The 19,977-nt window shown below is 72.6% G+C and carries 17 protein-coding genes; 6 read left to right on the forward strand and 11 right to left on the reverse strand.

Annotated features, from left to right (window positions below):
• The first annotated feature begins 21 nt into the window (after nt 1-21).
• The gene (locus ABZ272_RS07755; protein ID WP_355049089.1) at nt 22-2,889 is read left to right on the forward strand and encodes an FAD-binding and (Fe-S)-binding domain-containing protein; all 2,868 of its coding nucleotides are present in this window, start codon (nt 22-24) and stop codon (nt 2,887-2,889) included.
• Here the strand turns inward: ABZ272_RS07755 and ABZ272_RS07760 are convergent.
• From ABZ272_RS07760 to ABZ272_RS07770, 3 genes are read right to left on the reverse strand one after another with little or no spacing between them, the layout of a single operon-like run.
• Nucleotides 2,886-4,409 carry an MFS transporter gene (locus ABZ272_RS07760; RefSeq protein ID WP_355049090.1) on the reverse strand — a complete coding sequence of 508 codons (1,524 nt, stop codon included), beginning with the start codon at nt 4,407-4,409 and terminating at the stop codon, nt 2,886-2,888. The two genes, ABZ272_RS07755 and ABZ272_RS07760, sit on opposite strands and share 4 nt — an antisense overlap.
• The gene (locus tag ABZ272_RS07765) at nt 4,406-5,662 is read right to left on the reverse strand and encodes an MFS transporter (RefSeq protein ID WP_355049091.1); all 1,257 of its coding nucleotides are present in this window, start codon (nt 5,660-5,662) and stop codon (nt 4,406-4,408) included. Before ABZ272_RS07765 ends, ABZ272_RS07760 begins: the two co-directional genes overlap by 4 nt.
• Nucleotides 5,659-6,369, reverse strand: a complete 711-nt coding sequence (locus ABZ272_RS07770; RefSeq protein ID WP_355049092.1) for a siderophore-interacting protein — start codon at nt 6,367-6,369, stop codon at nt 5,659-5,661. Before ABZ272_RS07770 ends, ABZ272_RS07765 begins: the two co-directional genes overlap by 4 nt.
• A gap of 114 nt (nt 6,370-6,483) precedes the next feature.
• On the opposite strand from ABZ272_RS07770, the gene ABZ272_RS07775 reads away from it, so the two are divergent.
• Nucleotides 6,484-7,041, forward strand: coding sequence for a GNAT family N-acetyltransferase (locus ABZ272_RS07775; protein ID WP_355049093.1), 558 nt, complete (start codon nt 6,484-6,486; stop codon nt 7,039-7,041).
• A gap of 8 nt (nt 7,042-7,049) precedes the next feature.
• On the opposite strand, the gene ABZ272_RS07780 is transcribed toward ABZ272_RS07775, so the two are convergent.
• From ABZ272_RS07780 to ABZ272_RS07790, 3 genes are read right to left on the reverse strand one after another with little or no spacing between them, the layout of a single operon-like run.
• The gene (locus tag ABZ272_RS07780; protein WP_355049094.1) at nt 7,050-7,745 is read right to left on the reverse strand and encodes a hypothetical protein; all 696 of its coding nucleotides are present in this window, start codon (nt 7,743-7,745) and stop codon (nt 7,050-7,052) included.
• Nucleotides 7,732-8,364: a DUF305 domain-containing protein gene (locus ABZ272_RS07785; RefSeq protein ID WP_355049095.1), complete on the reverse strand. Its 633-nt coding sequence runs from the start codon at nt 8,362-8,364 to the stop codon at nt 7,732-7,734. Before ABZ272_RS07785 ends, ABZ272_RS07780 begins: the two co-directional genes overlap by 14 nt.
• Nucleotides 8,364-10,196 (reverse strand): sigma-70 family RNA polymerase sigma factor, encoded by a 1,833-nt coding sequence (locus ABZ272_RS07790; protein ID WP_355049096.1) that lies wholly within the window; start codon nt 10,194-10,196, stop codon nt 8,364-8,366. Before ABZ272_RS07790 ends, ABZ272_RS07785 begins: the two co-directional genes overlap by 1 nt.
• Before the next feature lie 225 nt (nt 10,197-10,421).
• On the opposite strand from ABZ272_RS07790, the gene ABZ272_RS07795 reads away from it, so the two are divergent.
• Nucleotides 10,422-11,222, forward strand: coding sequence for an SDR family oxidoreductase (locus tag ABZ272_RS07795; RefSeq protein ID WP_355049097.1), 801 nt, complete (start codon nt 10,422-10,424; stop codon nt 11,220-11,222).
• 14 nt (nt 11,223-11,236) lie between these two features.
• Here ABZ272_RS07795 and ABZ272_RS07800 read toward each other — a convergent pair whose 3' ends face one another.
• Both ABZ272_RS07800 and ABZ272_RS07805 read right to left on the reverse strand, forming a co-directional pair.
• Nucleotides 11,237-12,304, reverse strand: a complete 1,068-nt coding sequence (locus ABZ272_RS07800; protein ID WP_355049098.1) for a DUF2855 family protein — start codon at nt 12,302-12,304, stop codon at nt 11,237-11,239.
• Nucleotides 12,305-12,371: 67 nt separating this feature from the next.
• The gene (locus tag ABZ272_RS07805; protein ID WP_355049099.1) at nt 12,372-13,586 is read right to left on the reverse strand and encodes a PP2C family protein-serine/threonine phosphatase; all 1,215 of its coding nucleotides are present in this window, start codon (nt 13,584-13,586) and stop codon (nt 12,372-12,374) included.
• 283 nt (nt 13,587-13,869) lie between these two features.
• Between ABZ272_RS07805 and ABZ272_RS07810 the strand changes: the two genes are divergently transcribed.
• Nucleotides 13,870-14,649, forward strand: a complete 780-nt coding sequence (locus tag ABZ272_RS07810) for a SigB/SigF/SigG family RNA polymerase sigma factor (RefSeq protein WP_355049100.1) — start codon at nt 13,870-13,872, stop codon at nt 14,647-14,649.
• A gap of 7 nt (nt 14,650-14,656) precedes the next feature.
• On the opposite strand, the gene ABZ272_RS07815 is transcribed toward ABZ272_RS07810, so the two are convergent.
• Together ABZ272_RS07815 and ABZ272_RS07820 are read right to left on the reverse strand one after the other, a co-directional pair.
• Nucleotides 14,657-15,685 (reverse strand): medium chain dehydrogenase/reductase family protein, encoded by a 1,029-nt coding sequence (locus ABZ272_RS07815; RefSeq protein WP_355049101.1) that lies wholly within the window; start codon nt 15,683-15,685, stop codon nt 14,657-14,659.
• 96 nt (nt 15,686-15,781) lie between these two features.
• Nucleotides 15,782-16,324: a TetR/AcrR family transcriptional regulator gene (locus ABZ272_RS07820; protein WP_355049102.1), complete on the reverse strand. Its 543-nt coding sequence runs from the start codon at nt 16,322-16,324 to the stop codon at nt 15,782-15,784.
• 151 nt (nt 16,325-16,475) lie between these two features.
• On the opposite strand from ABZ272_RS07820, the gene ABZ272_RS07825 reads away from it, so the two are divergent.
• Nucleotides 16,476-17,342, forward strand: coding sequence for an oxidoreductase (locus ABZ272_RS07825; RefSeq protein ID WP_355049103.1), 867 nt, complete (start codon nt 16,476-16,478; stop codon nt 17,340-17,342).
• A 226-nt stretch (nt 17,343-17,568) separates the two neighbouring features.
• Here the strand turns inward: ABZ272_RS07825 and ABZ272_RS07830 are convergent, their stop codons facing one another.
• Nucleotides 17,569-19,110 carry an MFS transporter gene (locus tag ABZ272_RS07830; RefSeq protein ID WP_355049104.1) on the reverse strand — a complete coding sequence of 514 codons (1,542 nt, stop codon included), beginning with the start codon at nt 19,108-19,110 and terminating at the stop codon, nt 17,569-17,571.
• 107 nt (nt 19,111-19,217) lie between these two features.
• On the opposite strand from ABZ272_RS07830, the gene ABZ272_RS07835 reads away from it, so the two are divergent.
• Nucleotides 19,218-19,697 carry a helix-turn-helix domain-containing protein gene (locus tag ABZ272_RS07835; protein WP_355049105.1) on the forward strand — a complete coding sequence of 160 codons (480 nt, stop codon included), beginning with the start codon at nt 19,218-19,220 and terminating at the stop codon, nt 19,695-19,697.
• Nucleotides 19,698-19,977 lie beyond the last annotated feature (280 nt).

The raw sequence follows: 19,977 nt of genomic DNA on the forward strand, positions 1-19,977 counted from the left end.
CTTTCCGGAAGGAGCCGTCCAATGAGCACCGTCGTACCCGCGCCGACCGCCACCGGCGTCCGCGCCCGCGAGGTCGCCGAGCTGCTGCGCTCCCGCCTCGACGACCCGAGCCGGGTCAGCGCCGAACTGCCCCGGCGGCTTGCGGCTGCGCACGACGCCTCGCCGTACCTGTTCGAGCCGCAGGCGGTGGTCCGCGCCGCGTCGGCGGCCGAGGTGGGCGCGCTGATGGCCGGCGCGCGGGAGGCCGGGGTGCCGCTGACCCTGCGCGGCGGCGGCACCAGCCTCGCCGGGCAGGCCGGCGGCGCGGGGGTCCTGGTCGACGTGCGCACCGACTGGCGCGACGCGGAGGTGCTCGACGACGGGCGGCGCATCCGGCTCCAACCGGGACTGACGATCCGGCAGGCCAACGCCCGGCTGGCCCGCTACGGCCGTCGGCTCGGCCCGGACCCGGCCAGCGAGGCCGCCTGCACGGTGGGCGGCATGGTGGCCAACAACTCCAGCGGGATGACCTGCGGCACCACCGACAACGCGTACCGCACGATGGAGTCGCTGCGTTTCGTGCTGCCGTCCGGCACGGTCGTCGACTCCGCCGCCCGCGACGCCGACGAGCGGCTGCGCGCCGCCGAACCCGAGCTGCACGCCGGGCTGCTGCGGCTGCGCGACCGGGTGCGGTCCGACCCCGGCTCGCGGTCCACAGTCGAGCGGCTGTTCGCGATGAAGAACACCATGGGGTACGGCCTGAACTCGCTCCTCGACCACAGCAGCCCGGTCGACATGCTCGCCCACCTGATGATCGGCAGCGAGGGCACGCTCGGCTTCGTCGCCGAGGCGGTCTTCCGGACCGTCGAGATCCACCCCCATGCCGCCACCGGCCTGCTCATCCTGCCCGGTCTCACCGACGCCACCGACGCGCTGCCCGCCCTGCTCGCCGCCGGCGCGCGTACCGCCGAGCTGCTGGACGCGGCCGCGCTGCGGGTCAGCCAGCGCGACTCCGGCGCGAGCGCGACCCTGCGCGGGCTGACCGTCACCGGTCACGCGGCGCTGCTGGTGGAGTTCGCCGAGGACAGCGCGGAGCACCTGGCCGCGACGCTCGCCGACGCCCGGTCGGTGCTCGACCGGCTGCCCGCCGTCACCGGCACCGAGCTGACCCGTGACCCGCGCGAGCGGGCCAAGCTCTGGCACCTGCGCAAGGGCCTCTACACGGCGGTCGCCGGGGCCCGCCCGCCCGGCACCACGGCCCTGCTGGAGGACATCGCGGTGCCGATGTCCCGCCTCACCGGCACCTGCGACGGCCTGATCGACCTGTTCGAGCGGCACGGCTATGGCGATGCGGTGATCTTCGGACACGCCCGCGACGGCAACCTGCACTTCATGCTCACCCAGTCCTTCGACACGCCGGCCGAGATCGACCGCTACGCGCGGTTCACCGACGACATGGTCGACCTCGTGCTCGCCGAGGGCGGCACCCTCAAGGCCGAGCACGGCACCGGCCGGGCCATGGCGCCCTTCGTCCGCCGTCAGTACGGCGACGAGCTGTACGACGTCATGCGCGAGCTGAAGCGGCTGTGCGACCCGACCGGCCTGCTCAACCCGGGCGTGCTGCTCAACGACGACCCGAGCGTGCACCTGCGGCAGCTCAAGGCCGTCCCGACGGTGGACGAGGAGTTGGACGCCTGCGTGGAGTGCGGCTACTGCGAGCCGGTCTGCCCCACCGCCGACGTCACCACCACGCCCCGGCAGCGAATCGTGCTGCAACGGCAGATCGCCCTTGCCACCGCCGCCGGTGACGAGGAGCGCCGCCGGGAGTTGACCGACGACTACGCGTACGCGGCGGTGGACACCTGCGCCGCCGACAGTCTCTGCGTCACCGCCTGCCCGGTCGGCATCGACACCGGCGCGGCGATGAAGCGGCTGCGCGCCGAGCGGCACAGCCCTCGCGCCCAGCGCACCGCCGCCGGTGTCGCCCGGCACTGGAAGGCCGCCATGACCGGCGTCCGGGTCGGGCTGAACACCGCGCACGTCACCCCGACGCCGGTGGTCCGCGCCGCGACCGGGGTGCTCCGGTCCCTCGGCGGCACCGAACTCGTACCACAATGGAGCGACGACATCCCCCGGGCCGGGGCGTCCCGTCCGACGCCGCGCAGCGCGCCGGACGCCCAGGCGGTGTTCTTCGCGGCCTGCATCGGCAGCGTCTTCGCGGCCCAGGATGGTCCGTCCGGCGGCTCGGCGGCGGCGTTCCTGCGCCTGTGCGAGCTGGCCGGGGTGCCGGTGGTCGTACCGGCCGGCACGGCGGGTCTGTGCTGCGGAACGCCCTGGCAGTCCAAGGGCTACCCGGCCGGGCACCGCGAGATGGCCGAGCGCACCCTGGCCGTGCTGTGGGCCGCCAGCGACCAGGGCCGGCTGCCCGTCGTCTGCGACGCGTCGTCCTGCACCCACGGCCTCGCCCAGTTGACCGCCGCGCTCGCCGTCCAGGACAGGGCGCGGTACGCCGGGCTGCGCTTCGTCGACAGCGTCACCTTCACCGCGCGGCACCTGCTGCCGGCGCTGCCCGAGGCCCGGCGACTCGGTTCGCTCGCGCTGCACCCCACCTGCTCGACCGTGCACCTCGACGGCGTCGACGACCTGCACACGGTGGCCCGGGCGGTCGCCGACACGGTGACCGTGCCGGACAGTTGGGGCTGCTGCGCCTTCGCGGGTGACCGGGGACTGCTGCACCCCGAGGTCACCGCCGGCGCGACCGCCGCCCAGGCCGCCGAGGTCAACGAGCGCCCGCACGACGCGTACGCCTCCTGCAACCGCACCTGCGAGATGGGCATGAGTCGGGCTACCGGGCAGCCGTACCGGCACGTGCTGGAGCTGCTCGCCGAGGCGGTCGAGCCGCCGGCCTAGCTGTTGGCCTGGCTGCCGGCCGTCAACGACTGTGCGGTGTCCGCGCGGCGCAGCAGCGCGGCGGCGAGCAGACCACCGGCCAGGACCGCGGCGGCGCCGACCAGTTGCCCCGTCTCCAGCGCGGAGGCGAAGGCGCTGGTCACCTCCGCCCGCTGCGGTCCCTCCCGCGCGGCGGCGAGCGCCGCCGGGAACGAGTCCGCGCCGGCCAGCGCGGCGGGCAGCAGCGCCGCGAACCGAGCGTTCAGAACGGCGCCGAGTACGGCGATGCCGAGGCTGCTGCCGACCTCGGTCATGGTCCCGTCCACGCCGGCACCGGCACCGGCCTTCTCGGCCGGGATCGCGCTCATCACCGCCTCCACGATCGCCGGGTTGGCCAGTGCGCAGCCGACGCCCATGACGAGCAGGCCAGCGAGCAGTACCCCGTACCCGGCGTCGGACCGGAGGGTCACCGCCGCGAGGCCGGCCGCGAGCAGGGTCATCCCGACGGCGATGGCGGCGGCCAGCCCGAGACGGCGGATCACGGCGGCGGCCACCCCACTGACGTTGAGCAGCACGATGGACAGTGCGAAGGGGGCCATGCGCAGGCCCGCCTCCCAGGCCGGATAGCCACGGACGAACTGGAGGTGCTGGGTCAGCAGGAACAGCGCGCCGGTCGCCCCGAAGGTGACCAGGACGACCCCGGACACCGCGCCGACGAACTGCCGGTTCCGGAAGAAGTGCAGGTCCAGCATGGGATGGGCGATCCGTCGCTCCCAGCGGACGAACCAGCCGAGCAGGAGTACGCCGGCACCCGCCGTGCCGACCACCTCGATCGAGGCCCAACCCCGTTCCGGCCCGGCGATGATCGCGAAGACGACCGCGGTCAGCCCCGCGGTGGAGAGCGCGGCGCCCCACCCGTCGAGGCGGCCCCCGGCCGTGCCACGGGACTCGGGGACGAGCGCCCGCCCCACGAGCAGGCAGACCAGCACGATGGGGACGTTCAGCAGGAAGATGGCACCCCACGGCAGGTGGGCCAGGATGGTGCCACCGATCGGCGGCCCGACCGCGAAGCCGAACGCGCTGGTGGCGGCCCAGATGCCGATGGCCCGGGAGCGTTCGGGCCCGTCGAAGACCTGCATCGCCACCGCGAGCGTCGACGTGACCAGCAGCGCCCCGCCGACGCCCATCCCGGCCCGTGCGGCGATCAACTGACCGCTGCTGCTCGCGAGGCCCGCCGCCAGCGAGCCGAGTCCGAACAGGACGAGCCCGGCAAGCAGCATCCGGCGTCGGCCGTACCGGTCCGCGGCCGCCCCGGCCGTGAGCAGCAGCCCGGACAGGGCCAGGGCGTACGCGTTGATCATCCACTGCGCGTCGGCGGTGCTGGCGCCCAGCTCGCGGGTGAGCACGGGCACCGCCACGGTCAGCACCGTGTTGTCCAGCACCACGACGAGTTGAGCGACGCAGAGCACGGCCAGGACGAGCCAGCGGTGTGGTGGTCGGACCGACGCCGTGGGTACGGCGACCGGCTGGGTGAGCGTCACACCGCCGCCCGTACGCCGGTCGAACTGCTCCCGGTCGCCGGCTCGGCGGCGGCGTGGGGTGTGCGCGGAAACCGGCGCTGGTGCGCCAGACCGAGGGCGACCCCGGCGGCCACCAGCACGACGGCGGCGACCGCCACCGGCGGGTAGCCGACCCGGTCCGCGGCCGCCAGGCCCACCGAGGAGGCCACGAACGAGCACACCAGGCCGAACGATGACAGGACGGTGAAGTCGGTGCCACCGGTTCCCGGCCGCGAATAGTCCATGTTCACCGTGTAGAGCACGACGTTGGCGATCGTGTAGGCCACCATGAAGCAGCAGAGCGCGGTGACGGTCCCGCCCAGTGGGGCACGGCCGTTCAGCAACGGCAGCAGCATCGTCGTCGACACCACGAGGGCCACCCCGCCGACCACGAGCATGGTGCCGCGACCGAACCGGCCGACGCCGACCCCGGCGACCAGCCCGGCCACGATGGCCGGCGCGCTGGTCACCACACCGGTCACCACCCCGATCTGGCCCAATGACCATCCCGCGTCCACCAGGGCGGGCGTGACCAGCGCGTACGCCATGCCCGCGCCGACGTAGACCAGTGGCACGACGCCGAAGGTCCACCGCCGGCAGCCGGGCTGGCCGAACACCGACAGCAGTGCCCGGTAGGCGGTACCGACGCGGTCGACCCGGTCGGTACGGGCCGGCTCGGCGAACCGCCACACCACCAGCAGCCCGACTGCGGTCAACGCGGCCAGCAGGCCGACCGCCGGCACCCAGCCGAACCGGTCGAAGACCAGTACGCAGGCGCCGCCGCCGAGCAGGTTGCCGAGGTAGCTCGCCGCCACCTGGATGCCGTTGCCGGTCCCCCGGTCCGCCTCGTGGAGCATCCGCACGGCCACGGCGTCCACGGCGATGTCCTGCGTCGCGGAGAAGAAGACGTACGCGGCGCAGATGGCGATGACCGGACCGAGCGCGTCGGCCGGACGGGGAAACGGCAGCAGGGCCAGCAGGGCCAACACCAGGGCGCTCTGGAGCACGAGCAGCCAGGACCGGTAGTGGCCGTGGCGATGGGAGCCGTACCGGTCGAGGATCGGCGCCCAGAGGAACTTGACCGGCCAGATCACGCCGACGAACTGGAGCAGCGCGAGGGTGTCCAGCGAGGTGCCGCCGTCGCGCAGGATGGCGGTCAGTCCGACGGTGATGAAGCCGATGCCGAGGTACTGGGTGACGTACAGCGCGGTGAGGGTGCCGAGCCGGCCTCTCACGGAGCTCTCCAGTAGCCGAGCGAGGTCAGCCGGTCCTTGTCCACGCCCAACGTCCGGCGAATGTGCCGGGTGAGGCCCCGGGTGGTGGCCGCCTCGCAGGCGACCCAGTAGTGGGCCGCGTCGTTGGCCGGCAGATCGGAGCGGACGGTGTCGACGAGGTGCTGGCCGTCGGCGTCCCGGGGCACCCAGGTCACGTCGTGATGTGCGCGGGCGCGCGGCGCGAGGGCCTTCTCGCCCTCGTGGGCGTACTCGAGCCAGATCGTCGCCGGGATGTCGGCGCCGGCGTCGAGCAGGCTGTTGACCGCCGGCAGGGAGGCCGCGTCGCCGACGAGGTAGAGGTGCTCCGGCGCGGGGTCGGGCAACGCGAAGGCACTGCCCTGCACGGTGGCGACGATGGTGTCGCCCACCCGCGCCGAGGTCGCCCAGCGGGCGGCGCAGCCGTCGTGGATGGCGAATTCGAGACTGAACCGACCGGTGGCCGGGTCGGGGTCGACAAGCGTGTACGCCCGCTGGTGCGCCCGCCCGTCGTTGTCGAACCACAGTCGGACCCACATCGTGGGGTGGACGCCGCACGCCGCCAGTAGGCCGCCGTCGTCCAGGAGCAGCCGCTGGTAGTGCCCGTCCACCGACTCGGTGGCCCGCACCGTCAACTGAAAGTCCCGGCCTCCCATGGCCTTGAGGACCAGGGCTTCCCAGTTCCGCTTCACGCACCCCTCCAGGTAAGGCGAACCTTTGTTAGGGCAGGCTAACCTACCTTCGCCGCGCGCGGAACGCGTGTCCCCCTCGCGCCATCCCAGCCCGCAGCAGCAAAGGAGCACGACATGACATACCAGGAGAAGATCACCGGCCTCGGCGAGTTCACGCTGACGCCCGTGGCTCCCGACCGGGACGCGGCGCTCCTGCACCGCTGGGTCACGCTGCCCCGGAACTCGTTCTGGGGCATGGGGACACACACCCTCGACCAGGTCCGCGAGATCTACGCCTTCGTCGACGGCCTGCCCACGCACCACGCGTACCTGATCCGCGTCGACGGGGAGCCGGTCGGCCTGTTCCAGACCTACCAGCCCGAGGCGGACCCGGTCGGCGAGCGGTACGTCGTACAGCCCGGCGACATCGGGATGCACCTGCTGCTCAGCCCAGCCCGGCACCTCGCCCGTGGCCTCACCGACGCGGTCGGTCCGGCCCTGGCGCGGTTCCTGTTCCGCGACCCGGCCGCGCGGCGGATCGTCGTCGAGCCGGACGTCCGCAACCACCTCGCGCTGCGCCGCCTGGAGATCGAGGGGTTCACCTTCGACGCCGAGATCGACATGCCGGACAAGCGCGCCCAGCTCGCGTTCCTCACCCGGTCCCGCTTCGAGGCCGACCACCCGGCCGCCTGACCGCCGGATCAGCGATTCGCGCTGAGGAAGCCGATCAGCGTCGCGGCCCACCAGCCGAGCTGGGAGGTGAGGGCGGCGGCGACGCCGGGCAGCAGAGCGGACCAGCGCGGGCCGTCCTGGACCGCGACGAGTCGATCCCGTACCCGGCCGAGGAAGAGCCCGTTGACGCCGACGACGAGCACCGCGACCAGCTTGACCCACACCAGCGCGGAGGACGTGTCGGGTCCCAACGCCGCGCCGCTGACCACGAGACCGACGAGGCCCAGCCAGATGAGCGGGTGAGCCGCTCGTGCCGCGTTCAGCACGGCGTCGAGCGGTTCGCGACGCAGCAGCCAGCGCAGGCTGAACCAGTCCACCGTCAACACCGCGCCGAAGCCCACCACCAGGCAGGTCAGGTGGCAGAAGAGGGCGAGCATCCGCCCGCCCGGGGAGAGGGTGACGTGCGGCGCGGCGAGGATCGCGAGCAGCCACCCCAGGCCCACCAGCGCGCTCGCCCGGACCAGGGTGGCGTGACCCGTGGCCCGGCGGTGCCCACCGCGCCAGCCCGCCGTCGGTGTGGTCGCGGCACCCCGGCGGGGTGACCCTGCCCCACCGGTACGACCTCGCCGGACGCTGTCCGCGTACCCGGTCGTCGCGGCACGATGGGCAGCCCGCGACACCGGCGCCGGACCGCCGACGGTGTCGTACAGGTCAGTGGTCCGCATCGCCGGTAGCGCCGGGGCGACCTGCCAGAGCGCTCAGCTCGGCGGCCCGCGTCGCCTGGATCCGGCCGGCGAGCGCCCGCGCCTCGGGGCTGCCCCCGGCGTTCTGCTCGCCCCGGCACAGCACCACCGTCTGCTCGAGATGCGCCCGGAGCAGACCCACGGCCCTGGACGGCACCTCGGCGTCGGGGGCGGCACGTAGCTCGGCGAGGCGGTCGTCCGTCACCATGCCGGGCATCTGATGCCCCTCGTGGATGTTCTGTTCGGGGACGTTGCCGGCGGCCAGCAGACTCCGCAGCTCCGACGCCTCGGCCCGGTGCGCCGTCCGGATGTCACCGAGGACGGCGCGCAGCGCGGGGTCGGTGGCCGACGGGCGGGTGTCGAGATGGTCGATCAGCGCGAGGACGCCCTCGTCCATCGGGAGCAGCAGTTGGATGAAGGCGTCGTCGGTGCCGTTGAGCAGCACCGACGCGACCGGCGCGGGAGCTGACGGCGCGGGCGCGGCGGGTTGCTCCGGGCGGCTCGCGTTCCAGGTCAGGCCCACGGCCAGCGTCGTCGCGGCCAGGGTCACGGCGACGCCGGCGACCCGCCAGGCGGGGGTCTTGAGCGCGGAACCCGTCATCAGCGCGCGGCCTGGAACGCGCGGCCGACAGCCGTCGCCTTGGAACCATCGCTGAACAACCCGGTCTTGTCCTTGTCGGTCGCGGGCAGGCCGAACCAGGCGTACCGCTGCACGTAGGAGAGTTGGCCGAGCATGCTGGTGGCCGCGGTGAGGAAGGCGGCCTGCTGCTCCTGAGTGGGGAACACCTGGCCCCCGCCGTCGTAGCGGATCAGCGCGAACTCGGTCAGCCAGATCGGCTTCTTGTACCGCTGGTAGACGGCTTGCAGGTACTGCCGGAGCTGGTCCACGGCCGCGGCCGTCGTGAAGTCGCCGCCGTACCAGTGCAGGGCGATGAAGTCGACGCGGTGACCCCGGGCCTGGGCGCCGGCCATGAACCTGCCCAGCCAACCCTGCGGATCCGCGCCGCCCCAGGCGACCGCCGGACTGCTCAGTTTGCTGCCGGTCGCCATCAGTTGCGGCCACAGGTCCAGCGCCTGGTCGACGGTCATGTTGGCCTGCTCGGGCAGGTCCGGCTCGTTGAAGCCGAGCAGGTAGGGCCCGGCGGCCCGGGCTCGGGCCAGCTCTCCGGCGTTGACGTTCTCCGCGCTGCGGATCATGGGAACGAACGTCGCTCCCTTGGGGGTGGTGATGCCGGGATGCTGGGTGCCCCAGGTGTAGTACCAACCGGCCTTCGAGTTGGCCAACGCCTGACTCACGCCCGCGAAGTTCCACACCCCGACGCCCTTGCGCGCGGAGCTGACCGCCGGCACGACCGGCGCCTTCGAGGGCGACGGACGAACGCTCGGTGACGGCGCCTTGCTCGGCGAGGCGACGACGGTGGGCGAGGCGGGCGGGGCGGCCGCCCAGGAGGGCGCGGCCTGTGGCGCGGCGGCCGGATCAGCCGGCAGGAGCACCACCAACGCGGTGACCGCGGTGACCGCCACCGCCACCGAAGCCGCGAGGGACGGCAGCAGGCCACTGGGCGCGTGCGCCGCCAGGCCGGCGACCTTCGACGACGACCCGACAGCCGGTGCGACGGTCATGGGCGCGGTCGCCTGCGGGAGGTGGGCGCTGAGGCCGGCCGGCAGCGGCAACAGCGACATCCCCGCGAGCAGCCGGTCGATCGGCAGGAAGGCGGCGCCCAGGTGACCGCAGAACGCACAGTCCCGAACGTGTCGGCCCAACCGCTTGCGCCACAGCGGGCTCGGGTTGCCGTCCCACTCGGCCGTCACGGCGTGCAGGTCCGGACACCCGGGTCGCTCGTGCAGCGCGCGGACGACCCCACGGGCGCTCTGGATCTGCTCCTTCATCCGGTGGATGCGGACCGCGACGTGCCCCGGCGACAGATTGGCCGCCTCGGCGATCTCGGTACGCGTCAGCTCGCCGGTCTCCTCCAACCACCACAGCGACAGCAGTTCCTGGTCGTCCGGATCGAGCCACCGGGTGGCCTCGGCGACCTCACGTCGCTGGTCGGTGAGGCCGAGCCGCAGGATCGTCATCCCGGCGAAGTCGGAGGCGGGGTCGGGCACGTTGTGGATCGCGTCCAGCCCGGCGTCCCGGTTGAGGGCGAGCCGTCGGCGCTGGTCCCAGTCGCGCACCTGCCGGATGGTGATCGCCACCAGCCAGGACCGGTACGCCGCCGGGTCGTTGAGGGTGGGCAGGTGCCGGATCACCCGTACCAGGGTCTCCTGGACCACGTCGTCGACATCGGCGTGACCGCGCAGCGCGCGGCCGACGATGTTGTAGACCAGCGGAAGCGAGGCCGCCACGAGGTCGTCGAGAGCGCGCCGGTCGCCCTGTCGCGCCGCGACGACCAACCCGGGATCGGCAACTGCCCGACCGGCTGACGACATGGGTTCCACTCCTTGTGCGCTCGGTCCGACCAGCGCCTGTGCGCGCTGACCGCCTCCTGATCGGAGACGAGCGGTGGCAGGTCAGATTACGGTTTTCTGCTCGGACCGGACACCGGCCGCGGGCGTCGGGCGTGATCTGTCCGACTCACCCTGCCGGGTCCGGCCGACACCGTTACGGTCGAGGCTGCGGCAAGCGGGTGCAGTGCGCAAGGACGGGGACGGGACATGACGGTTCAGATCGATCTCGCCGGTAGGACCGCGCTGGTCACCGGCTCGACCCAGGGCATCGGCGCGGCCATCACGGTCGGGCTCGCCCGGGCGGGGGCGCGGGTGGCCGTGAACGGCCGTACCGCCGCCAGCGTGGAGCGGGCGGCGAAGGCCCTGCGCGACGAGGTCCCCGGCGCGGAGGTCGTCGAGGTGGACGCGGACGTGTCGACCGACGAGGGTACGGCTCGCACGCTCGACCTGCTGCCCAGCGTCGACATCCTGGTCAACAACCTCGGCGTCTTCGGACCGACCGAGCCGTTGGAGATCTCGGACGACGAGTGGCGTCGCTACTTCGAGGTGAACGTGCTGGCCGGTGTCCGGCTGACCCGCGCCTACCTGCCGGCGATGATGGACCGTGGTTGGGGACGGGTGCAGTACATCGCCAGCGACTCGGCCGTCGTCATCCCCGCCGAAATGATCCATTACGGCGTCTCGAAGACCGCCCTGCTCGGCGTCTCGCGCGGGTTCGCGAAGGCCGCGGCCGGCACCGGGGTGACCGTCAACTCGGTGCTCGCCGGGCCCACCCACACCGGCGGCGTGGAGGACCTCGTCGCCGATCTCGTGGGCGACAGCCTCCCCTGGGAGGAGGCCCAGCGGGAGTTCATGCGGCTGCACCGGCCGCAGTCGCTGCTCCAGCGGCTCATCGAGCCGGAGGAGATCGCCAACATGGTCACGTACCTCGCCTCTCCGCTCGCCTCCGCGACGACGGGCGCGGCGGTCCGGGTCGACGGCGGCTACGTCGACGCCATCGTGCCGTAACGGCTGCCGGGCGCTCAGAACTGGACGACGTGGCCCACCCGTGGGGGCGTACGACCGGCGAGGACGTCGAGCCAGGCGTCCCGCAGCGCCTCCGGACCGTGGCCGACCCGCACGTCGAGCCATCCGCTCACCCTCGGGACGAACCGCTGCCAGGCGTCGGTGAACCGCGCGTCGAGCCCGTCGCGCCCCCAGTCCTGGCTGCGCTTTCGCATCTGTACGGGCGCGAAGAAGACCTCCCCGGCGGCGTCGGCGTTGGGCGTCTGGGTGGTGAGCCCGACGGCGATGTCCCGGACGAGCCGGTCGCCGAGGTGTTCGCGGAGCGCGGCCCGGGTCGCGGGCGCGCCGGACAGGTCGAGGTACGCGGTGTCGACCACGTCCAGGGTGTCGATCGCGCCGTACGGGACGACGTCGTCGTAGCAGCCCAGGGACCGGGTGAACGCGACGTTGCCGGGCGAGGTGAGCCCGACCAGTCGCGCCCCACGGCCGTGCAGTTCGCACGCGGCGGCGTACGCCGTCTTGCTCGACGCCGACGACAGCACCAGCGACCGCGCGCCGTAGAAGTCGTTGTCGACGACCTGGTCGGCCAGCATGAAGGAGGTGAAGAAGAGCGGTCGGAACAGGATCAGCAGATCTTCCTGCCCGGCCTGGTAGGCCGGGTCGCCGTCGGTCGCCCGGTACGCGTTGTACGGCGAGGGCAACCCGGCCCGGTGCGGGCTCGCGTCGCGGAACCCGGACGCGTCCACCCGGTCGGGCCGGACCACCAGGTGACCGGCGGGGGGCAGGTAGCCGTAGACCCGTTGGCCGACCGCGACGCCGGCGACCGCCGAGGCGACCACCTCGGCGAAGCCCCACAGCGGCGGCAGCCCCCACTGTGGACCGAGCCCGCCGGGGCCGGGTGGAAAGAACTCCCAGTACCGCATCGCCTCGCCGAGCACCGCGTAGGTCACGTTGTTGGCGGTGAGGCCGACGCGGTCGACGCGCAGCAGCGCCGCGCCCTCGGGCACGGCGGGCACGTCGCCGTCGGCGAGCGTGGTGCGGCGAAGGTCGTCACGGGCCACGGCGAAGGTCCACGAGTCAGCCATGCTGTGACGCTAGACAGCCCCGAAATCGAAGACAAGTGCACTGGGAGTGCAAAATCCCACTCGCCGGTCAGGGCTGCGGTGCGGTGACGTGCCGCAGGTGCTTCAGCGGCAGGTGCGGCGGCTGCCACTCCAGGAACAGGGCCGTGGCGTCGTCGTCGAGCTGCGCGTCCTGGTACGCGAGGACGGCACGCACCAGACGGCGCATCGTCTCCGGACTGGGCAGCCCGTCGTTGAGGGCGCGGTTGACGAAGTCGACGAGCCGATCCAGCCCGAACCGCTCCCCCTCGCCATTCCTCGCATCGGTGATGCCGTCGGTGTAGGCGAGTACGCGGTCTCCCGGATGCAGCTCCTCCTCGTACACCCGGGGCCTGGCCTCCGACAGGTGACCCAGGCCGAGCGGCAGCGCGGTCGGCCCCGGCAACTCCCGGATGGCCTTGCCGTCGCGCAGCAGCATGGCACCGGGGTGACCCGCGTTGATGATCCTGAGCCGACCGGTGCGCCGATCCAGCTCGGCGAGCAGCGCGGTCGCGAAGTAGCTCGGGTGCTCCGAGCGCACCCACCGGTCGATGCTGATGGCCGTGTCGACGAGGTCGAGGCCCGATCGGCGGGCGTTGCGGTACGCGCTGACCACCAGGGAGGCCAGGCTGCTCGCCTTGATGCCGTGTCCACAGGTGTCGAAGAGCCCGACGCTGAGCACGTCGCCGTTCAGCGCGTAGTCGAAGATGTCCCCGCCGACGTCGTAGCACGGTTCGAGGATCGCGGTGATCACCAGATCGTCGGTCGCGAAGGTCAGCGGCGGCAACAGCCCCCACACGATCTCGGCGGCGACCTGCATCGGCAGGCGACGCCGCATCCGCTCGACGACATCGCCGTAGAGCCGGCGGTTCACCAGGACCTGGGCGATGTTGACCGCCAACTCCCAGGCGGGCCCGTCCAACGCCGTGTCGCCAGCGTCCGGGGACACGACCTCCAGAACCCCCAGTCGTTCGCAGCCGAGCAGCAGGGGCACCCAGAGGCGGTCCGGGCTGTCGGCGGCCCGCTGCACGTCGAGAGTCGTGAACGCCCGCCCGGCCAGGGTCGTCTCGATCGTCAACTGGTCCCGCGTCAGACCGGCGCCCAGCAGGGGCACCAGGCACGACTGGGTGTAGTCCGCCAGGTAGATGACGATCTCGGTGGCGCCGATCGCCGGCGCGGCCCGGGTGACCAGGAGCGACAACTCGTCCGGCCCGCCCCGGGGTGCGTTGAGCTGCAGCCAACGCGCCGCATCGCCGGCGTCGACCACGCTCCACCTCCCGTGTCCTGACCACCCTAGGAGCCCGAGAGCGAACTGCCAATGTGCGCCTGACCTCGCCCCACCTTCGGCCACTCATACTTTCGGCTAGTAATAGCTAGCCCTTTCGGGTAGCGTCGGGGCTGGCACACGAACGACATGACGCGGTGGCGAGGCCCGGGTTGTGATCCCTCTTCGACAGCGCATCCGGTCCGTCCATGCGCTCCGGCGGCAGCCGGTTCGGATCTCTCTCCGGTCGGCCTCGTAGACGGGCACGCAGGGAGAGGACCGTCCCGTGCCCACCACCACCGACACTGTTCAGGACCACCGGCGCACAGACGAAATCATCGTCGAACTGGCCACCCTTGCGGCCGACGACCCGCGCCGACCGGCCCTGCGGGACCGCGCCATCGAGGCGTGGATGCCGCTCGCCCGCCACATGGCCCGTCGCTACTCGGGACGCGGCGTGCCCGACGAGGACCTGACGCAGACCGCCATGGTCGGTCTCGTCAAGGCCGTCGACCACTTCGACGCCGACCGCGGCGTCGACTTCAGCGGGTACGCCATCCCGACCATCGCCGGCGAGATCAAGCGATACTTCCGGGACCGCACCTGGGCCGTACGGGTGCCTCGCCGCCTCCAGGAACTCCGGCTGTCGATCAGCGCTGCCAACAGCACGTTGACCCACTCCCTGGGCCGCTCGCCGACGGTCACCGACATCGCCGCCTACCTCGACGTCTCCGAGGAGGCCGTGCTGGAAGGGCTGGAGGGGGCCCGGGCGTACCGGACGACGTCCCTGTCCACGCCCGTGGGTGCCGACGGAACCCTGGAACTCGGCGACACCCTCGGGGTGGACGACCACGAGTTGGACCTCGTCGACCTCCGCGTCACCCTCGGCCCGGCGCTCGCCACGCTGCCCGACCGCGAGCGCCGGATCCTCAGCCTGCGGTTCCACGGCAACCTGACCCAGGCCCAGATCGCCGAGCGGATCGGCGTCTCCCAGATGCACGTCTCCCGGCTGCTCGCCCGGTCGCTGAACACCCTGCGTCAGCACCTCTCCCCGGACGTCGACTGAAGCCGGGTCAGGGCTCCAGCACCACCTTGCCGGGCCGGGTGCGGGCCTCGGCGAAGGCCAGCGCGGCGGAGACCTCGGTCAGGGGATAGCGGGCGGCGATCTGCGGCACGAGCACGCCCTGGCGCAGGAGGTCGAGCACGCTACCGAGGTCGGTACGCAGCCGACGCCGGAACGCCGCACGGCGGGTGAGGCGACCGGCCCAGAAGTTGTAGAAGCCGACCCGGTGGCCGTTCGGCAGAGCGTTCCAGGTGTAGAGGCGGGCCAGCAGCTTCACGAAGACCCAGGCGATCGACCGTGCGCCCGTGGCCGACGCGGTGCCGTAGACGACGAGCGTGCCACCGGGGGCGAGCAGTCGGTACGAGGTGCGTACGCCCGGTCCGGCCACCGGGTCGAAGACGGCATCGACACCGTCGGGAGACAACTCCCGGACACGTGCGGCCAGGTCCGGGGCGCGGTAGTCGAGCGGTTCGACGCCGAGCGCCCGCAGCGCCTCGTGGTGTCGCGGGGCCGCGGTGCCGATGACCCGCAGCCCGAGGTGGCGTCCGAGTTGGACGAGGACCGTCCCCACACCGCCGTTCGCGCCGTGCACGAGGATCGTCTGCCCGGCCCGCAGCCGGGCGCGGTCCAGCATCTGCCAGGCGGTCACCCCGTTCACGACGACGGTCTCGACAGCGGCCGGATCCAGGCCGGGCGGTACGGGCGTGAGGTCGTCGACGTCCACGACGGCGTGCGTGGTCCAGGCGCCGGTCTTGGTGACCGCCGCGACCCGGGTGCCGACGAGCGAGCCGTCACCTCCCGGCCCCACCGCGCGGACGGTGCCGACGAGGTCGTAGCCGGGTACGAACGGAAACGCCGGCTGACCCGGGTAGAGGTCCCGGCGCATGCTCTGCTCCGCGTACGAGATGCCGGTGGCCTCGACCTCGACGAGCGCCTGCCCGGCGGCGGGGACGGGCATGGCGCGTCGGTTGATCTGGAGCCCGTCCGGCTCCACCACGCCGGGTAGCACCACTTCGGTGATCATTCCGCTGCTGGTCATCGCTTCTCTCCTTCGGGTGTGTTTGTGAGTGTGCACTCACTCATATGCTGGGCGGAAAAAGTGGGCCGCCGCAGCGGCCCGTGGTGGGACGTGGAATCAGGGGTGGTCGATGCCGGCGGTCAGCGCCCGGGCCCAGGGCTCGGGCACCTGCTCCAGGCCGGCCGTCACGATCAAATGGCAGAGCTGGCCGTACGCGAAGAACTGCTGCACCTGGGCATCGCCCGCGCCGGACCGGTTCTGCACGAAGGTGGCGACGCGCTTGTAGCCGGCTCGCACGGCCGCGGCGATCTCGGGGACGTCCGTGACGGCCTGCGCCTGCACCTGGAGCAGCAGGAGATCGCGGTCGGCGATCAACTCGGCGTAGGCGCGGCCCATCGCGTCCAGGATCTCGTCCGGGCCGGCGTCCCCGGCGCGCTCCGCACCCACCTCCAACGCCGCGACGATCCGCTCGAAGCACGCCTCGGCCGCCGCCACGAACAACCCGAGCTTTCCGGCGAAGAGCCGGAAGACGTACGCCTCGGAGATGCCGGCGGCGGCCGCGACCGCGGTGACCGGCGTGGCGTGGAAGCCGGTACGCGCGAAGGCCGACACGGCGGCGTTCAGAACGACGGCCCGACGGGCCTCGGCGGTGGATCGCATGTTTGTAAGTGTGCACTCACAAACAACGCTGCGTCAAGGTTATCTCCCGGGCTGCGTCACTGCCAGGCACACCCTCGCCCTGGCAGTCGGGCGGAGACCGAAGGAGAGTCGTAGTGCGCATAACCGCTACCACAACGGATAGAGGGACGACATGAGCGACAACCTTCCGGGCGGCGCACTGACTCCCGCCGACGGCCTCACCCTGAGCCGGATGGGCTACGGCGCGATGCAGCTCGCCGGCCCGCACGTCTTCGGCCCCCCGCGCGACCGCGCGCAGGCTCTCGCCGTACTCCGCGAGGCGGTTGACCGGGGTGTCCGTCACATCGACACCAGCGACTTCTACGGCCCGGTGGTGGTCAACGAGCTGATCCGCGAGGCGCTGCATCCGTACCCCGACGATCTGCACCTGGTCACCAAGGTCGGCGCGCGGCGCGGCGACGACGCCTCCTGGCTTCCCGCGCTCCGACCGGACGAGCTGAAGGCCCAGGTCCACGACAACCTCCAGCACCTCGGCCTGGACGTCCTCGACGTGGTCAACCTGCGGGTCGGTGTGGCCGAGGGCACCGGCGACGATCCCCTCTCCGAGCAGTTCGGCGCCTTGGCGGAGCTGCGACAGGAGGGGCTGATCCGACACCTGGGGCTCAGCAACGTCACGCTCGCCCAACTCGACGAGGCCCAGGCCATCGCCCCGGTGGTCACCGTGCAGAACCTCTACAACCTCGCCAACCGGCAGGACGACGCGCTTGTCGACCGGTGCGCGGCGGAGAACATCGCCTTCGCCGCGTTCTTCCCCCTCGGCGGGTTCACGCCGTTGCAGTCCGACACACTCAACGCCGTGGCCGACCGGGTGGGTGCCTCGGCCCAGCAGGTCGCCCTGGCCTGGCTGCTGCAGCGCTCCCCCACCATGGCGCTGATCCCCGGCACGTCGACGCTGGCACACCTGCGGGAGAACCTCGCCGCAGCCGATCTGACGCTGCCGGCCGACGCGATCGAGGATCTGAACACGATCGGCGACTGATCGGGGGCCGGGCGCTGGCGCGTACCCCCGGCTCGTGCTTGTGGGGCGGCGGCCCGCCGCCGGCCCGGCGCTCACGCGGCCCGCGCCCGGCGGCGGACCGGCCGAGCCGGCGCTCACGCGGCCCGCGCCGGCGCCGGACCGGCCGGCGGGCGCTGATCCGCCCGGCGCTCCAGCGCGGCCGGCTGGCGTTGATGCCAGCGGGCGCCCGGCGCTGGCGCGGCTCACGTCAGTGCTGGTGGGGGCGGTTTCGGATGAGGGTGAGCGCGAGGACGGCGGTGACGAGGAAGACGATGCCGCTGACCCGCAGACCGGCCTGGACTCCGGAGGTCATGGCCTCCGCGAGCGCCGAGCGGACCGGTTCGGGCAGCGGCTGGTCGCCGGTCGCGCCGGCGGCGACCGCCGCCTGCACGGCGCTCCGGGTGGGTTCGCCCACCTGGTGGGCGGCCAGGCGGTCCGGCAGGTCGGCCGCCATCGTGGTGGTGAGCAACGTGCCCAGCAGAGACGAGCCGAGCACCGAGCCGACCTGCCGGGAGGCGTTGACCGCTCCGGAGGCCATGCCGGCCTGGGCGGGAGCCACGCTGGCCAGCGCCGCCGCCGTCGCCGGCGCCACCACCAGACCGCTGGCGGCGCCGAACAGCACGAACAGCGCCCAGCGGTGGTCGAACGTCGTGGTGGGGCCCTGCGCCGCCAGCCCGAAGGCGGCCACCGCGCCGAGCACCAGGCCGAGGGTGAGCGGCGCCTTGAATCCGGTACGCCGGATGGCCCGCCCGGCGGCGAAGGCCACGAGGACGTACGCGCCGAAGAGCACCAGCATCCGCCAGCCGGTGTCCAGCGGACTGAGCGCCTGGGCACGTTCGTGGAAGAGGACGAGCAGGATCGCCACACCGGTGAAGCCGAACAGCGACACCGCGGCGACGACCATGACGGCGCTGAACGACGCCGAACGGAACAGCCGTACGTCGAGCATGGGCGCACTGGTGCGCAATTCGATCAGGACGAACGCGACGAGCGCGACGGCCGAGACGATCCAGGCGGTCAACACGACTCCGCTGGTGTAGCCGTCCCGTCCGCCCTGGATCATGGCGTAGACGGCGGCGGCGATGGCGACGGTGCCCAGCAGCAGACCGGGCAGGTCGAGTCGTCCCGCGCTGGGCCGCGACTCGCCCACCCCGATCGCGGTGACGACAAGGGTGACCACGCCGAGCACGATCGTCGACAGGTAGACGCTGTGCCAGGAGTGCTGACGCAGCAGCGCACCGGCGATCAGCGGGCCGATCGCCAGACCGATGCCGGAGGCGGCGGACCAGGCGGTGATGACCTCGGTACGGCGGTGCGGGTCGGTGAACGTCGCGCCGAGGATCGCCAGGCTGTTCGGCAGGATCAGGGCGCCGCCGAGGCCGGCGACCAACTGCCCGACGATCACCCAGCCCACGGTGGGCGCGCTGGCCACGGCGACGCCGCCGGCGATCATCGCGAGGATGCCGGCGCCGAACATGCGCCGGCGCCCGTAGCGGTTGCCCAGGGTGGCGGCGGACAGCACCAGGCTCGCCACGACCAGGGTGTAGGCGCTGGGGATCCAGATCACGGTGGTGGGATCGACCCGGAGGTCGGCCTGGATGGTGGTCAGGGCGGAGACCGTGGCGGTGATCTGGAGGAACGTGATCATCGCGCCCAGGCACATGGCGATCAGGGTCACCGGGCGGGAACCGCGAACGGCCGCGCGGGTGCTGACGGCAGGGCCGCTCGGGGCCGTGCTGCTGGTGGTCACTGGACGTCCTCGGGTCGGAGGTTAGCTGACTTATGTATTGCGAAGCCAGGATAACTCGGGATGATCTACCTGGCTAGCGTCAACGCAAGCCAGGTAAGCTGGACCACATGGAGGACCTACGAAACGACCGCGAATCCTGGTCGATGGAGAACTGCTCCGTCGCACGAGCGATGGACATCGTGGGCAGCCGCTCGACCATCCTGATCATGCGTGAGGCACTGCTCGGCACCCGACGGTTCGACGACTTCGTCCGCCGCGTCGGAGTCGGCGAGCCCGCCATGGCGGCCCGACTCAAGGAGATGGTCGCCGCCGGACTCCTCGAACGGATCCCCTACCGGGAGCCAGGCCAGCGCACCCGCCACGAGTACCAACTCACCCGCAAGGGCCACGACCTGCTGCCCGTCATCACCGCGCTGCGCAACTGGGGCGACACCTGGAGCGCCGACGAGGCCGGCCCCGGCATACGCGCCACCCACCACGACTGCGGCGAACCGGTCCGCGCGGTGCTCCGCTGCGCCGCCGGACACGACGTCGAGGACGGCGAGATCGACATCACCGCGGGACCGGGCCTGATCCGCCGACAGTGACGCCTCAGCCAGGTCTGCTGCCGCCATTCGGGGCGTTTGGGGCGCTGGGCAGGCGGGCCGCTCGAAGCAGGCGGGCCGCTCGAAGCAGGCGGGCCGCTCGAAGCAGGCGGGCCGCTCGAAGCAGGCGGGCCGCTCGAAGCAGGCGGGCCGCTCGGGGCGCGTGGGCCGCTCGGGCGCGTGGGACGCTCAGCGCCGCTCGCGGCACGTGGGCCATTCGGGACAGGTGGGCCGCTCGGGGCACGTGGACCGCTCGGGGCAGTCAAGCCGGCTCGGCGCGGTC

The sequence above is a fragment of the Micromonospora sp. NPDC005979 genome, assembly GCF_040614415.1.
Classification (GTDB): Bacteria; Actinomycetota; Actinomycetes; order Mycobacteriales; family Micromonosporaceae; genus Micromonospora.

What these genes read in the sequence shown, in the direction of transcription:
- ABZ272_RS07790 (WP_355049096.1), bottom strand. Translation starts at nt 10,196, where the DNA reads ATGTCGTCAGCCGGTCGGGCAGTTGCCGATCCCGGGTTGGTCGTCGCG.
- ABZ272_RS07780 (WP_355049094.1), bottom strand. Translation starts at nt 7,745, where the DNA reads ATGCGGACCACTGACCTGTACGACACCGTCGGCGGTCCGGCGCCGGTG.
- ABZ272_RS07755 (WP_355049089.1), top strand. Translation starts at nt 22, where the DNA reads ATGAGCACCGTCGTACCCGCGCCGACCGCCACCGGCGTCCGCGCCCGC.
- ABZ272_RS07825 (WP_355049103.1), top strand. Translation starts at nt 16,476, where the DNA reads ATGAGCGACAACCTTCCGGGCGGCGCACTGACTCCCGCCGACGGCCTC.
- ABZ272_RS07795 (WP_355049097.1), top strand. Translation starts at nt 10,422, where the DNA reads ATGACGGTTCAGATCGATCTCGCCGGTAGGACCGCGCTGGTCACCGGC.
- ABZ272_RS07775 (WP_355049093.1), top strand. Translation starts at nt 6,484, where the DNA reads ATGACATACCAGGAGAAGATCACCGGCCTCGGCGAGTTCACGCTGACG.
- ABZ272_RS07820 (WP_355049102.1), bottom strand. Translation starts at nt 16,324, where the DNA reads ATGCGATCCACCGCCGAGGCCCGTCGGGCCGTCGTTCTGAACGCCGCC.
- ABZ272_RS07785 (WP_355049095.1), bottom strand. Translation starts at nt 8,364, where the DNA reads ATGACGGGTTCCGCGCTCAAGACCCCCGCCTGGCGGGTCGCCGGCGTC.
- ABZ272_RS07800 (WP_355049098.1), bottom strand. Translation starts at nt 12,304, where the DNA reads ATGGCTGACTCGTGGACCTTCGCCGTGGCCCGTGACGACCTTCGCCGC.
- ABZ272_RS07835 (WP_355049105.1), top strand. Translation starts at nt 19,218, where the DNA reads ATGGAGGACCTACGAAACGACCGCGAATCCTGGTCGATGGAGAACTGC.
- ABZ272_RS07815 (WP_355049101.1), bottom strand. Translation starts at nt 15,685, where the DNA reads ATGACCAGCAGCGGAATGATCACCGAAGTGGTGCTACCCGGCGTGGTG.